Below are 14,161 nucleotides of genomic sequence, written 5' to 3' on the forward strand. Positions count from 1 at the left end.
GAGTGTAAGTCGAAAAATTCCGAAATTGGGGGTGGGAAACGTCTAAAGGATGTGGGAAGAAAAAACCACTACTGTAAATTGTGACATCCAATCAAAATTGATCTGTCACGGATGATAATTATAAGGAGTTAAGTCCCAATGAGTAATGACGCATTTCTAGACCTACAGAATGGTTTCTACAACGCCCTAATGCAGGGGCTAGGTTTCAGGATTGGAGATCCCTTTCAAGTCGTTCAACCATCGCCTCCTCTTGCTTCGGGACCTCAGGCGGATCGGTTGCTCTGGAACTACTTCAACAACATTCCGCCCTTGTCGCTGACTCAAAACTACATTCAAAGCGCCGGCAATCAGTTCTTTAGCAACTATACTGCTTTCCTTAGTGCTTTAGTGCCAGCAACGCCACCCCAATTTGATCAAGTAGTTGGGCCAACGATTTCTGCCGAATGGTTGGCTTACTCGAGAGTTGCTTTGGATAGAACTTTCCCTTTGAATCAGTTCCCGCAAGCTTTCCGCAATTGGGCGATGCGCTATGGTCACTCCGCAGTCGCAAGTTCTGGAGCTTCTGCTATGGCAGCTGACTTCCTCGACCCTATTATTGCTGCACAGACTACAGTAACTTCGTTGTATATGGATGAGAATTTGGTGCCTAAACCACCAGATTGGATTCCTGACTATAACACACTGGTACAAATGCTTCCCACTGCGCCCAGTCGTTCGTTCGACCTATCTAGCAGCAATATGTCTTCTGACGTGTCTAAGTCTTGGACGAACAGCAGCAATTCTGGATTCTTTGGTCTGTGGTCGGGCAGTAGTTCCACTTCATCGATCAGTCAGCAGTTTGCCTCAAATGGTGTCACAGTTAATGCTTCGTTTGCCCACGTATTACCCTTCTTAGCAACTGCTGGACAGTGGTACAGTTCTGCCGCAATGGGATTAGGATACAGCAACAGGACTGGCAATCCATGGAATTCTAGTTCATCGATCAACTGGCAGAACACATTTGGCGACAGGGGTAATCTACAACGCTTTGCGGTGCAACTTATTGTTGTAGACACAATGAATATTGAAGTCACGTCCCAGGCTAGTTTTAGCACAAGCGACCAGAATGCCATTTCCCAAAACTCGGGAGCGGGTATGTGGCCGTTCTACACCAGTAATAGCGGCAGCGGATCTAGTACAAGCACTAAATTCGATAACAACGGTAAAATGACGGTTCACATCAACAGCAATCCGGGAGTTCCTATCGTTATTGGAATCAACGTTTTACCTGTTAGCGATTTTGTCGGTCACTCAGTAAGCTCGGCACAGTTTATGTATGACGCATGCCTCAACAGAGTTTGTGTATGATGTATGCTGCCGTTAACGAATAAGTGTTCTAGTGTTCAAGTGATAGCTTCTGTAGGGTTCTGCTATCTTTAGACTGTTGATTTGTCTTTCAAATACAGTATTGACGAGTTGTTAATAGATATCGGGATGTAATACCTTTTGAAGGTATTATTATGTTTCGACAGAGTGGTCAAACTACTCTGTAGAAACATAAAACTTGCCATTTTTAGAAATTAAGCTTCATACAGAAGATAATACTTTCAATGATTTTGAACTACATTTTTCGTGCTTCACGATGTAGTATAGTATTTGTACAAGGTTTATGTCTTGTGTAATGTCCAAACTGAAGAACCGCATTTTTTTACTTTTTGTAATCTGATAGGGATAATTTATGTTGCAGAACGAGATGTCCGACCCAATGACTATCTTACAAAATCACTGGTACAACTTTCTGATAAAGGTGTTAGGAGTTGCTAGTGATATGTTCCAGATCAGTCAGCCGTCACCACCGATAGCCCCATCAAATGATATTGGGTTGTGGTCTTATCAGAATGTTATTCCGCCTGCGTCACTTACCTTCAACCGTTGTGTTTACAGTGATACCCTCTTCTTTAATGAATATGTAGCTCTTGTTAGCCAGATCGAATTTCCAGAGAGCGCGTTCGAGCAGATCATAGGTGAGCAAAACTATAAAGCTTGGTTAAGCTTCCTGGACGAGCAAAATCCGCCCCCTCCACCGAACGATATCCCCACGGTGTTCCGGAATTGGGCAATGAGACACGCTCCGTCGGTTGCAAATCAAGGAGCAGCAGCTCTATCACAGATGGTACTTATCCAGGCAGCTCAACAAGCACTGTTGCCCTATCAAGGCATAAACGCAAGACCACCGGACTTCGATGGTAACTATGCTTCTCTGTTGAATATTCTTGCCAATTCGCCAAGCGTATCTTTCTTATTCGACAGTTCCCAGGTCTCAGGTACAGATAATGTTCAGAATACTTGGACGGGTGGTGTCAATTTCGGCTTTAATGGTCTGTGGTTCGGCAGCAGTAGCGACTCTCGGCTGACCCGCAGGTTTGCTGCAAGCCAAGTCACTGTCAACACCAGTTTCAATGCACAAGCGGTTTGGACTTCAACACCCGGATCTTGGTACAATTCGTCGTTGCTGAACATGGCATACAGTAATAAACAGACACCGCCGTGGCCACCAAACCCGAATCCAACTTGGGAGGAATTCTTTGGTTCAGATGGTAGCTTGAATCACTTTATCGCTGCGCTGGTGGTGGTGGACGAGGTTAATGCTACTGTCACGTCCAATGCAATCTACTGCGAAACGGATCAACAAACCATTCTCAGCAATACGTCAAAAGGGTTGTGGCCATTCTACGTTCCCAGCAGCGATAGGGTGACTAATACTGTGACTTTCAATGCTGACAATACCATGACGATCGACACGGTTACCCAGCCCAGAAACCCACTTGTCATAGGTCAAAATGTCCTTAGTTTAGCCCGTTGGTTAGGGCATTCAGCGTGATGACTTCCATCTTTTTTTTGTAGGGAGGAGGGGATCGCTTTGGGGAATTTAGAAAGGTGATCGCGCCAAAGCATGAAAAGTAGAGGCAGAGCCTAAGCGAGGACATTCCCAGTCTCCCGCTGGGGGCGAGGGATTTGCGGGAGGGTTAGCTGGTGTTTTAAACCCATCAGATACCGCAGCGCGTCAGTGTTCGCCTGCAAACGGCACATTCTTGTTCGGCAACACAGGGCAGGCGGCAGGAATAACCTATAGGATGACATTACAAACCATGTTGTAAAAGAACAAGAGTGTTGTTGGATAATTACGGATCATGGGATTCTTAAGAATACCACAACTTCAACTTGTGGAAGTGCGATCGCCCGATCTTGTAGGGTGCGTTACACTTCGTTAACGCACCATCGGTATCATTATCATTAAATTGGGTGGGTTAGGCTGTTGCTAACTCACCCTAAGTTTTATGGCGATCGCGGATCGTGTAATGCGTAGGCGTAGCCCGTCGTAGACATCGCTTTTTGTTTGATTTATTTACGGGAGTGCGATCGCTTTGGGGATTTGAAAGTGCGATCGCCTTTTTTGTAGGGAGAAGGGCGATCGCCTTTTTTGTAGGGAGAAGTGCGATCGCCTTTTATTTACAGAATGCCGATCCTATTTTTTAGTGCGATTGCCAACGGCCGCAGCGAAGCCGATCGCACTTACGAATAATAGAAAAACCCAGTTGCCATCCTACAGCTTAACTGAGGAATGTCTACGACGGGCTACGCCTACGCTTTCTGCCACTGTTATGCCATTTTTCCAAAGCTCATACTCACTCAAATCAATATCTTCATTCCACACAATCCCGTAGCCGCCTTGCTCAACCTTAAAATTCTTGAAAAAAGCAGGTTGACGAAGTGGAGCAAACATGAGATTTTTTAAAAGATGGACAATATTATATTGCTTGACTTCGTGATTGGTAAATTCAATCACCAAGGTGCGAACGCAGGGTAAATGCATCTACTTACCAGAGAATATTTGAAACCTCTAGTTCTCCTTAAAGTGGAATTTAGATATGACAGCATTCTCAATAAGAATTTATTGGTGAGAAGTTTTTGTCCTTAATGTCAGTTATTAGGAACGGTATATTAAGGCTTTTAGCGATTAATTGTTCTTCCTAAACTAGATGGATTTATCCTGGTGTCCAGATAACTAAACGTGAAAAACAAAACAATGCTCAGTCCAGGTTCTCAGCCCCCGAACCTACTCAATAATTGCCCTGAAAAAACTGTAATTTCTCAGGATAAACTAACAGTCAAACTATTTAATTTATTTTTTGAAATAGAGTTTTTTATCAAAGTAGCTGTTGCTTGTACCCTAGTCCAGCAGTTAATTTATTGGCTCTCAAATAAATTCCATCTCGGCTTTACCGCCGAGGTTTTGCTGTACTGGCTGGTAGGGTCACTTTCATTCTACAGCCTCGGTATTGTTATTGAAAAAGTTATTGAGAACAACGAGACTTGGCGGCAAAGATTCAATGTCCGAGTCAAGAAAGTGAAAGAACAACCGTTCCCTGAATTTACTGCTCAAGGAATTCTGGTCGGAGAAATTAAAAGTTTAGTAGCAGCAGCGATTATTCTGTACCTAGCTCCCGAAGTTCATCGGGGAAATAGCTGGCTCTTAAATTTTGGATGATTCTTCGCGAGAATAATGGTGGCGGATTTCTGCTTTTATGTTACCCATAGGCTCTTTCACAAAAAGTTCTTGCAGGAAATACATCTCAAACATCACGAATTCTTGGATTCATCCAGTTTTGTAGCCGGTCATAAAAGCCTACTTGAATACGCTATCGTCACCGTTGCAGACGTTTTGCCTGTTTTTGTATTCGGATACGATATTACTCAATTGTGCGCCTGGACTGCGATCGGCAATGCTTACAATTTAGAAGGTCACAGCTCTCTGTCAATATTTTTCATTGACTCAGATTTTCACGATCTCCACCACTCTCGCTTTAAGGGAAACTACGGCATTCAAGGATTTTGGGATCGGATATTCAATACGCTGAACCATCCTACTAAGAAGCCTGGAATTATGTTCCCTGCGGCTGCTCTGGAAAAGAACTTTCTCAAGCCGTCCTGTAAGAACATTGATGGCGGGAATTGAACCTCGACCCTTGCTGGTACGGCGATCGCCAAGCCAAAGCCGATGCAGAAGCTTTGGATCGGCGATCGCTCTCGAAGATGAGGTATCAAAGGTTGAAAACCTTGATCTACCTAGAATCTGGCATACCTCATCTATCCCAGAAAAGCTATACCTGACTCGGAAGCGTTGACACTTAAGGGTGAGGCAAGAATTCAAACGGCTCGGTCGGTACAAATTGATCGGTGAGGTCGCCGCCCAGCTCCCACTTTTCGATTATTACCGGCTTTTTGGGTTTTTCCGACCATTCGAGAGTATTCACTTCTTCGAGCATATCGATCTTCCGCACTCCCGAGCCTTCGCCAAGCTTTAATTCCTTGAGATCGATCCAACAGACACTCGCACTGCGGCTGTTTGCGTAGTAATAAACCAGATTCTTGTGGTCGGAAACGGTGCTCCAAAGTGTGGAGGCAAGATTGGGCTTTTCGGGGTCTGCGATCCCGATCGGCACGGCGGCATTGCGAATTATGCTAAAGGTGGTTGCAATAGCTGTGCGTACATCGTTGACATTATCGCGCGGGACTGCCGATAGGTAAAACGAGCAACGGGCAAATCGATCGGAGGCGTTGTTAGTGCCCGGCAGCACGATCATGCCATCCTTTTTTTCCCAGTATTCGTTGATTGCGAGTTGTTTGTCGTAGGTCGGAGAATTGGTCATCACGATATAATCTTTACCGTGGTGGATTTGTAGCTTGCCGCCTACGTACTCGAAAATTGCGGAATCGCCAGTTGCGTCGGAAATTGACAGGTGAACTGTACTTTTCTTATTGCTGCCGTCCGGTATGACGGGCGCGTCCACCTCGAACTTTTCAGGTTTCATAGCTTCAACCGCCTCTTTGACCGTGGCGAAACTATCGAGGAAGTACTGCGCCCATGCCGCAGTTGACATTTTTGGCAATTTTTCTTCCCCGTCCCCTCGTTCGTAGTCCGATTCTACCAGGAACAGCAAATTGGCAACCAAACCCTGAGTGTTGATACCGTCGGTAGTGCAAGCGTCTAAGGCGGAGGTAATTACGCTGCCGTACTTAGATGTCCACGTAAAGGAACTATCACCATTATTATTGTATGTTCCCCCCTGGCGCTCCATATTTGCTGGAAATGCCCAAATTTCGCTTTCAAGCGGGGCTGCCCAGTCCATGTTGCGACCGGTCACAACGTTGGGACTAGGCGCGTTCGGGTCATATATTAATGGATTTATTTGTCCATCTTGTCCATCAACGTATAGAATTCTCGTACACATGATTCAGATAGCTCCATAGAAGGTATTGGCTGTTACAGAGTTTTGTTGGTTCTCCCACTGCTGTAACCGCTTAAATAAGTATACACCAAATATTACTTTTATAGCAATAGAGGCGAGGAAATAATTAACTTGAATCAGACCAGAGTTACCTGCTACAGACAAGCGAAATTGCGGCTCGTACTATACCCGAAACCTAATAAAAAATGCGGTTATTCAAGCTCTGAGAAGTCGGTGTGTTAAAGCTTACTACAAATCAACCGTTTTGGGGGGCTTGTACCGATCGCTTTCTCGATCCAAATACTTTGACAGCAAGTCTTGAAACAAGAAAAGCACATCATCTACCTCGCGATTGAGAACGCACATTTTTAAATATAGTTCTAGTACGTGCTGCCGTCTGCGGTTGCGTATTTTCTAGATTAATTTGTATTGTTTGGAGAGTTGGGAACCAAACAATACCGAAGGCTCGGGGTGATTCATTTAGTGGCTTGACACAGAATTAAACCAAACCACTTTTGGGGATCTGTAAAGCTTTTTATGGTTTTCAGTCCTTTGGAGTCTAGTTCTTTTTCCACAGTGTCTAAATCAAATTTACGAGAAATTTCCGTAAGGATACTTTCGCCAGTTTTCCAGGTAACATTCAATCCAAGCTTTTCTAAATTCACTACATGACTTGTTTGGCAATGCAAGTACATTTCAATTTGGTTCTCTTGTTGATTGTAAATAGCTTGATGGGTGAATAAATTAGTATCAAAATCACCCTGAAAACGCCAGTTTAAATGGTCGAGCATATTTAAATTAAAAGCGGCAGTTATACCTTGAGAATCGTTATAAGCTGCTTCTAAAATTTGCTGGGATTTTTGCAAGTCAATGCCGAGTAAAAAGTAATCTCCCGGAGCGAGTACATCTTTAATTTGGTTCAATAAAACATCGCATTCCTGCGGCGTGAAATTACCCAGAGAACTGCCCAAGAAGAAAATCATCCGCGCAGGCAAAGATGCAGGCGTTAATTGAGCGAGGGCTTGTTCGTAAGTTCCTATCAACCCTTGAACGTGCAAAGCCGGATATTCTACTTGCAATTGAAGGGCGCTCTCTTTGAGAATGCTGGCGCTTACATCAACAGGCACATACTTACAGGAGTAATTTCGAGATTGATAAGCATTTAGCAAAAGGCGAGTTTTTGTGGAACTGCCACTGCCTAATTCTACGAGTTCGCAATCACCTGTTATCCGTGCGATTTCACCAGCATATTGGCGCAAAATCGAGGCTTCTGTGCGAGTTGGATAATATTCGGGCAATTCGCAAATTTGTTCAAAAAGTTGAGAACCGCGACTGTCGTAAAAATATTTAGCGGGTAAAGTTTTTGGGTTTTTGGTCAATCCTTGAATGACATCTTCGCCATCATTTTTTAGAGTAGAATGGCAATCCAGAATAGTTATTAGAGTTGTTAAAGAGGCGGTTGACATTTGGCTTTCCGAGAGTGCGAGTGCGGTAAATTTAGCAGGAATCCCCGTTGTTATTAAACGGAGCGGGATATTTTTCCCTCAAATGCTTGGATGACCGATATATTTGAGGTTGAATTATCGAGAGAAAAGCAGGCAATTTAGCATTAATGAGTGGAGTCAAGTACAGATGTCTGCTAGGACTGTAACTGTACTTCACCCGATTTTCAACCGCTATCGCACGATGCGAGCAAGCAGTTACTCTAAATTGACTTCGAGCCAACATGAATGCTCAATTGTTGGTTGCTTGCAGGCTCTTTTTGTATTTTTCAGGTTCCGTTCTTAGTTCCACGTGTAGGAAATCTATTCCTTCTTTTTCGAGTAATTCTAGTATAGCTAGATTTAAGTTTTTCTCAGCATCAAAGTAGAAATTATCGTCATTGACAACTGCCATAATTTCAATAACCCGGGCATTTTTGTCAATTTGTTTGAACCGCACCGTACACGACGGAGACAAGCCTTGAATGTACTTCGGCAATTCTTCAAGCTTTTCACAAATCCGCGCCGTTTGCCCCGCCGAAATGCCGTCTATTTTGAGAGTTAAGACTAAGCCCCATTTTAATTCTTTACCCGGATTTTGCGACCAGTTTTCGACAATTCCAGAAATCATTTTGGAATTGGGCATTTTGATGATAGAACCCCACTTAGTTATATGTAGAGTTGTAGTTCTGAATCCAATATTGAGTATCTGCACGAAACCATCGACCCCGGATATCCCCACCCAGTCACCTTCTCGGTAGAGATTGTCGGAGTAAATAATCAGCGTACAAAACCAGTCATAAACAATATCCTTCAGCAGCAAACCAAAAGTGATACCGGCACCGCCCAATAGCCCCACCAATGCAGCAGCAGATTGTCCTAAAAATGCCTCGCTGATCTTGATGATAAAGACAATAATTGCTGCTGATTGAAAAATCTTGGGCATTAAAGGTCTGAGCAATTCATCGAGCTCTGTTTCGGTGTGCAGCACTAAGTTGGCTATAATCTGACCGAAAATAGAAGAGCATCGGTAAATAACATAGGCAACTATGAAAATAACTGTATAGTTGAGCAGGCTACCGATTGTTTGATTTAGTTGAGAACCTAAGTTATCTGCCAGAATTTCTTTACTCAGCCAAAATCCACCTATCAGAATCAGCCAACTTAAAGCAGGCTTGATAATTGTAATCAACTCATCATCAAGTGTTGTTTTAGTTTTGCTAGTAAAACTCTCAATAGTTTTAACAATGACTGCTACGAAAAATCGCCTTAACGTCTGTGTCAAGGTTAGAACAACGAGCACAATAGCGATTCTAGCAATCGGTATGCCAGAGTAATTGATATTCTTTAACGTATCCCAAACTGCTTCCATAGGTTAACCAACTGGTAATTGAGTTTTTCTAATTGATCGATCGAATATTGCCCAAATCAGAGAAAGGAGGGAAAACACGATCCTCTCCCTAGTTTGGCGGGACTCCTTACTTCGGCGCTCGCGCTCTAGATATCGGTGGGTTTGGTGGCGGGTGCGCCTCGGCTTAACAAGGTCTTCTGGGGAGGCCATTTGAAGGCAGTCGGCATAGTTCCCAGGCGATTCATAGCCTCTTGCAATTGCCGCTCCAATTCCCACTGCTGCTTGTTAATCTCGGGATCGCCATTACCAGCTAGGTTCTTGTCCTCGTAAGGATCTACTTCTAGGTTATAGAGTTCCCAATCCCCTTCGGCACCCTCAGCCTTCGCCTCGTCTTGTTCGTTGAAGTAGACCGAATATTTCCACTTGGAAGTCCGAATCGTTCGGACGATACTGGGGTGCAAAATCCTCTGCTTCGGTTTATCTTCTGGAGGAGGTATAACCGCTGGATTATCGTCGTATGTAAAGTGGATGGATTCCTGGACAGTGGAAGTCGGATTGTTGAGAATTGGCGACAAATCTTGCCCGTAAAAAATCGTCGGGTTGGCTGTTGCTGGAATCGCTTCCTCCGGTTTGTGCCACTCGACACCAAGCAACGAGGCGATGGTCGGAGTCAAATCGACGCTGCTGGCAAGGGATTGGGTAGTCTGCGCTGTAGGCCAGGCTACAGGATTGGAGAACACGAAGGGTATGCGAATGCTTTCTTCGTAAGCGTTAAAGAATTTCTCAACTAAACCGTGGCTCATAGCCATTTCACCGTGGTCAGCGAAGCGGATAATCAGGGTATTGTCGATCAGATTCTGCTTCGCCAGACAGTCCAGGAGTTGCTCGATTTGTCGATCGACCAAAATCTGGAGATAGGCGTAGAAGTTGACATAATCCTGCGGTCTGTGCTTGGGAGGCATCTTAGAGCCAGGTCGAGCGAAAGTCCACCAGCTCGCTGAGGCGTGGGCGCGAGGCTCTGAGTGTAAGTTATCCAAGAGGTGTTCGTTCAGATGCTGCCTGTAGTTACGTGGCAGCTCCACGATCGCCTCAGTGAGGGTACTGCTTGCATATCCAGAGCCACCCAGCCCTCTGAACGCTACGAACCCGTCGTGAGGATTGACAAAGGACGCAACCAGGCAAAACGGATCTTCAGCCTTCTCGTCCTGCCGTTCCACGAACTTCAGCATATCGGCGAGGTAACGGCTGTCGTTATCTGCCTCGCCACCACCTAGGGTGTTGTAATCGCTGATTGTGATGCCTGCGTCCGGGTCATCCCATTCCGTGAATCCAGCCTCGATGGGGCTAGTATCAATTTCTCCAAGGTGCCATTTGCCGAGCCAAGCACGTGTTTTGTAGCCAGCCTTCCCTAGGACATGGGCGAGGTTGGGCAACTGTGTGTTCAGAGGCTCCTTCGGCTGTAGCTGACCAGTATCCGTTGTTTTGTGCTTTGCCGGATACTGGCTGGTCAAGAAAGTTGCGCGACTGGGGGCGCAGGCGGAAGCGGCGGTGAATGCCCGATCGAAACTCAAACCGTTGCTCATCAACTGCTTCAGTGCGGGGAGCCTGTAGATGAAGTCCCGCGGATAGTGCTGCAAGGCGCGCTGTTGGTCGGTAATGATAATAACGATGTTGGGCTTTTTGTACTTGGCGAAAAGATCCTCAATTGCCATTTTTGGGTATGAAGTAAATAGGTTTGGGGGAGCCGTGCAGGAGCGGCAAGAACTGAAGCCAGTTATAAGTTGTAGAGGGAAAATATCAGAAATATTTGGCCGTCTCAAGCTTTGAGTCCACCCGCTTGTCGAGTGGGTGGCCCTACACAAGGAAGAAAATCGCCATCGGTTTTTTCCGATTCGCTTTAATTACCCAGGATTTGGATTAAATCAGCCGTTTTCTGGAAAAATAGTTAGATTTGACTGGTTGTTCGCCTCAAAAGATAGATTACTTGAATTTGCGCCTAAAAAAACTTTTTAGCTAAAAAGTTTTGTTAACTTTTGTTTCCGGCTTGCAGTCATCTTTTTTCTTATTTATTTGGTGTATTAATTTATACGGCTTCAAGCACAGAACTAGGATGAGAACTAGCTTCCAGCCTTTGCTGGCGCTATTGCTCTCTGGCGCAAGCCGTCTTGCAAGCAAGCATCAATCCACAACGCTCGCGATCGACTTTCTTTCACCTGCGAGCTTCCTGATGGTGGTCTGTGAGGAGAATTCTGATGTTGCTCAGCAGGTATGCTATATTAGCTGAGTTCGTTAAACAGTGGATTTTTGGGCTTTCAACTTTAATCCCGAGCCGACAACTTGCCAGTTCTTGATTGGTAGCAGTCGCAAGCAGCTAAAAATCTGTAGCAATCCTTGCAGGAGTCGTAAATTTTTTCCGGCACCCCAACCCTCTCCTTAGCAAAAGGAGGGAGTAAGAAATTCACAAATGATTTAGGATTGCTATATCAACTGATGCAACTAATACAAAATTAAGAGTCAAACTGTTACCAACCAATACTGAAGACTCTAATCTCGATTCACCCAATCTAGTAACTTCTCGATTCACCCAATCTAGTAATATTTTTTTTTGGAGCAAAATATGTCTTTTTCCAGGCAAGAAATCATTCAAACGCTGTACCGTTTCGTCACTTTTTTAGCAACGGTTCCTTTGGCTCGCAGGTTGATTGTATCTGGTAAATACGAATATGACTATACAGTTTTAGCTCCTCTAGCTATGACTGAGGTGCCACTTAGTCCGATCGCCAACCTGCCTAGACTGCCTAAAGCCGATGAACTTCCCAGCCTGAAATGGGTGAGTTTAGTGTTGAGTACGCTGAGTATTTTGAGCGAGGCTGAAAAGTCGGCTAATCTTCTCAAAAGCTCGCTGTCAAACGAGCGTGAAATTGATTCGTTAGAGTCTATCGAGCGTGAAATAAGGGCAGCCCAGGGACAAGCAGAATTAACTAATGCTGTTTTAAAACTAGAATCAGTCTTGGAGCGAAAAGTATCCCCCAAGGTTAAAAGTAGCATTCCCTTGACAGGGGATTTTAGTGAAGTTGAAAATGTATTCGATCGAATAGATCGAGAAATACAAGCTGAACTCAGCGGAAACTTAGAAGTGAAATCTGCACGAAATCTCAAAAGCGAGCAACTCGATGAAGTTGACCGAGTTGATGAAATTGAGGAAGTCGCTCAATTCGAGGAAGTTGAGGAAGTTGAGGAAGTTGACAAAGAATTATACAAGCACCTTCAAGGAATTGCTAGATGTTTGGGAGAAGAATTGATTAACCAGGAAGCTGATTCTACGGAAATACTTGTACGCGGTACTGTCAATCCGACTCTCGAAGATTACGAAAACTTACTCAACCCGTTAACAATCAGACCCGCAACTGTAGGAAATTTCCAACAAGATGCAGTTTTTGCTTATATGCAAGTAGCAGGGCCAAACCCTGTAATGCTCAATCAAATCCAAGAACTAGACGAGCGCCTGTTAATTACCAGCGAACAGTACGGAGAGATTCTGCATGAAGATAATCTAGAAGCAGCACTGCAATCCGGGCGACTTTATCTAGCAGATTATTCCAAGCTCGATAGTTTAGTCAATAGCGATATTGGTGGGTTGCCAAAGTATATGTATGCTCCAATCGCATTATTTGCAGTACCGCCCGAACAGTGTCAAGATCGAAATTTACGGCCAATAGCAATTCGCTGCCAACAAGTTCCGGGGGATAACAATCCTGTATTTACGCCCCTAGATGGCGACAACTGGATGACAGCTAAAACCGTCGTGCAAATGGCAGATAGCAATTACCACGAGCTGATATCTCACCTAGCTCAGACTCACTTATTTATTGAGCCTTTTGTTCTGGCAACTAATCGCTGCTTTACCGATAAAAGTCATCCTGTAATGGTTTTGTTGAAACCTCACTTGCAAGGTACTATCTTGATTAATTACGGCGCACATAAGAATTTATTAGCACCAGAAGGGCCTATAGACTTCTTATTGAGTGCCACTATAGGCAGTAACGGCCAACTCGCTATTAAAGAAGCGATGAGCCACTTAGCTAACTTTAATGAAGTTGCCTTCCCCCGAACTTTAGAAAAACGGGGTGTCAATAATTCCCAGCAATTACCGATTTATCCTTATCGAGATGACGGACAACTAATTTGGGATGCGATCCATCAGTGGGTGGGCGAATACCTGCGCCTGCACTATTCTAGCGATAAGTCCGTAGTGGCAGATCGACAACTGCAAAATTGGGCTGGTGAATTGTTTGCCAAAGGACACTGCTATATTGGCGAAAATGCTGACGGTCGGATTGCAAGCTTAGATTATTTAGTAGAGGCCATCTCTACGGTTATCTTTGCAGCTAGCGCCCAACACGCTGCTGTTAACTTTCCGCAAAGTGGCTTGATGACCTACGCACCAGCATTTCCTTTGGGTTGCTATTCTCCAGCACCTACCAACTCCGCACAGCAGCAAAATTTCATGGGTTCGCTACCGCCACTAGAGCGAGCATTACTCCAAATAGAAGTGCTTTATTTGTTGGGTTCAGTTTACTATACGAACCTCCTCGATTACCCCGGTTCATCTTTTGTCGAGCCGCAGTTGAAAAGAGCTTTCGAGAAATTCAAGGTAAACCTGAATGACATCGAAGCAAAAATTCTCGAAGCAGATGCCCAAAGGCTGGTGTCTTATCGATTTTTGCAGCCTTCAAAAATCCCTCTCAGCATCAATATTTGAGTAATACAGGACTTACGCACGGGAGGCACAAAACCAGGGTTCTGCGTCAATATTCATCTAAAAAGCGACGATTTTTGTCAGAACCCGGAGTTTTTGCGTAAGTCCTATAGCGATCCTAAATCATTTGCATAATTCTTGTAGGGGCAATCCCCCCGTGGTTGCCCAAATCGCCCGGAGGGCGGGCACGGGGGCACCGCCCCTACATATCTGCATGAATGATTTAGGATTGCTATATAATATAAAGCTTGAGGGCTGACATTATTGGACATGACGCAACTGATAAATAGGGTAGCAAGCG

General features: G+C 44.7%; 12 protein-coding genes. 7 read left to right on the forward strand and 5 right to left on the reverse strand.

What is annotated here, in order from left to right:
* The first annotated feature begins 138 nt into the window (after positions 1-138).
* The 3 genes from JGK11_RS11365 (at position 139) to JGK11_RS11375 (ending at position 3,516) form a co-directional block, all read left to right on the forward strand.
* Positions 139-1,347: a hypothetical protein gene (locus JGK11_RS11365; RefSeq protein WP_293211704.1), complete on the forward strand. Its 1,209-nt coding sequence runs from the start codon at positions 139-141 to the stop codon at positions 1,345-1,347.
* A 397-nt stretch (positions 1,348-1,744) separates the two neighbouring features.
* The gene (locus tag JGK11_RS11370; protein ID WP_293211706.1) at positions 1,745-2,860 is read left to right on the forward strand and encodes a hypothetical protein; all 1,116 of its coding nucleotides are present in this window, start codon (positions 1,745-1,747) and stop codon (positions 2,858-2,860) included.
* A gap of 512 nt (positions 2,861-3,372) precedes the next feature.
* Complete coding sequence (locus JGK11_RS11375; protein WP_293211708.1) at positions 3,373-3,516, forward strand: hypothetical protein; 144 nt, start codon at positions 3,373-3,375, stop codon at positions 3,514-3,516.
* A 67-nt stretch (positions 3,517-3,583) separates the two neighbouring features.
* Here the strand turns inward: JGK11_RS11375 and JGK11_RS11380 are convergent, their stop codons facing one another.
* Complete coding sequence (locus tag JGK11_RS11380; RefSeq protein ID WP_293211710.1) at positions 3,584-3,853, reverse strand: DUF2442 domain-containing protein; 270 nt, start codon at positions 3,851-3,853, stop codon at positions 3,584-3,586.
* 198 nt (positions 3,854-4,051) lie between these two features.
* Here JGK11_RS11380 and JGK11_RS11385 point away from each other — a divergent pair, with 198 nt between their 5' ends.
* Genes JGK11_RS11385 through JGK11_RS11395 form a run of 3 tightly spaced genes read left to right on the forward strand, consistent with a single transcriptional unit; the run spans position 4,052 to position 5,151 of the window.
* Positions 4,052-4,528, forward strand: a complete 477-nt coding sequence (locus JGK11_RS11385; RefSeq protein ID WP_293211712.1) for a hypothetical protein — start codon at positions 4,052-4,054, stop codon at positions 4,526-4,528.
* 15 nt (positions 4,529-4,543) lie between these two features.
* The gene (locus tag JGK11_RS11390; protein WP_293211715.1) at positions 4,544-4,996 is read left to right on the forward strand and encodes a sterol desaturase family protein; all 453 of its coding nucleotides are present in this window, start codon (positions 4,544-4,546) and stop codon (positions 4,994-4,996) included.
* Positions 4,993-5,151: a hypothetical protein gene (locus JGK11_RS11395; protein WP_293211717.1), complete on the forward strand. Its 159-nt coding sequence runs from the start codon at positions 4,993-4,995 to the stop codon at positions 5,149-5,151. Before JGK11_RS11390 ends, JGK11_RS11395 begins: the two co-directional genes overlap by 4 nt.
* 17 nt (positions 5,152-5,168) lie before the next feature.
* On the opposite strand, the gene JGK11_RS11400 is transcribed toward JGK11_RS11395, so the two are convergent.
* The 4 genes from JGK11_RS11400 to JGK11_RS11415 all read right to left on the reverse strand — a co-directional run bounded on the left by JGK11_RS11400 (position 5,169) and on the right by JGK11_RS11415 (position 10,963).
* Positions 5,169-6,272: a linear amide C-N hydrolase gene (locus JGK11_RS11400; RefSeq protein WP_293211719.1), complete on the reverse strand. Its 1,104-nt coding sequence runs from the start codon at positions 6,270-6,272 to the stop codon at positions 5,169-5,171.
* Positions 6,273-6,745: 473 nt separating this feature from the next.
* Positions 6,746-7,735, reverse strand: a complete 990-nt coding sequence (gene egtD, locus JGK11_RS11405; RefSeq protein WP_293211721.1) for an L-histidine N(alpha)-methyltransferase — start codon at positions 7,733-7,735, stop codon at positions 6,746-6,748.
* A 268-nt stretch (positions 7,736-8,003) separates the two neighbouring features.
* Positions 8,004-9,053: a mechanosensitive ion channel domain-containing protein gene (locus tag JGK11_RS11410; RefSeq protein ID WP_293184599.1), complete on the reverse strand. Its 1,050-nt coding sequence runs from the start codon at positions 9,051-9,053 to the stop codon at positions 8,004-8,006.
* A gap of 194 nt (positions 9,054-9,247) precedes the next feature.
* On the reverse strand, positions 9,248-10,963 hold the full coding sequence (locus tag JGK11_RS11415) for a sulfatase-like hydrolase/transferase (RefSeq protein ID WP_293204283.1): 1,716 nt from the start codon (positions 10,961-10,963) through the stop codon (positions 9,248-9,250).
* 755 nt (positions 10,964-11,718) lie between these two features.
* On the opposite strand from JGK11_RS11415, the gene JGK11_RS11420 reads away from it, so the two are divergent.
* Positions 11,719-13,863 carry a lipoxygenase family protein gene (locus JGK11_RS11420; RefSeq protein WP_293211723.1) on the forward strand — a complete coding sequence of 715 codons (2,145 nt, stop codon included), beginning with the start codon at positions 11,719-11,721 and terminating at the stop codon, positions 13,861-13,863.
* The last annotated feature ends 298 nt before the right edge of the window (positions 13,864-14,161 follow it).

Source organism: Microcoleus sp. PH2017_34_RAT_O_A, assembly GCF_020737885.1.
Classification (GTDB): Bacteria; Cyanobacteriota; Cyanobacteriia; order Cyanobacteriales; family Microcoleaceae; genus Microcoleus.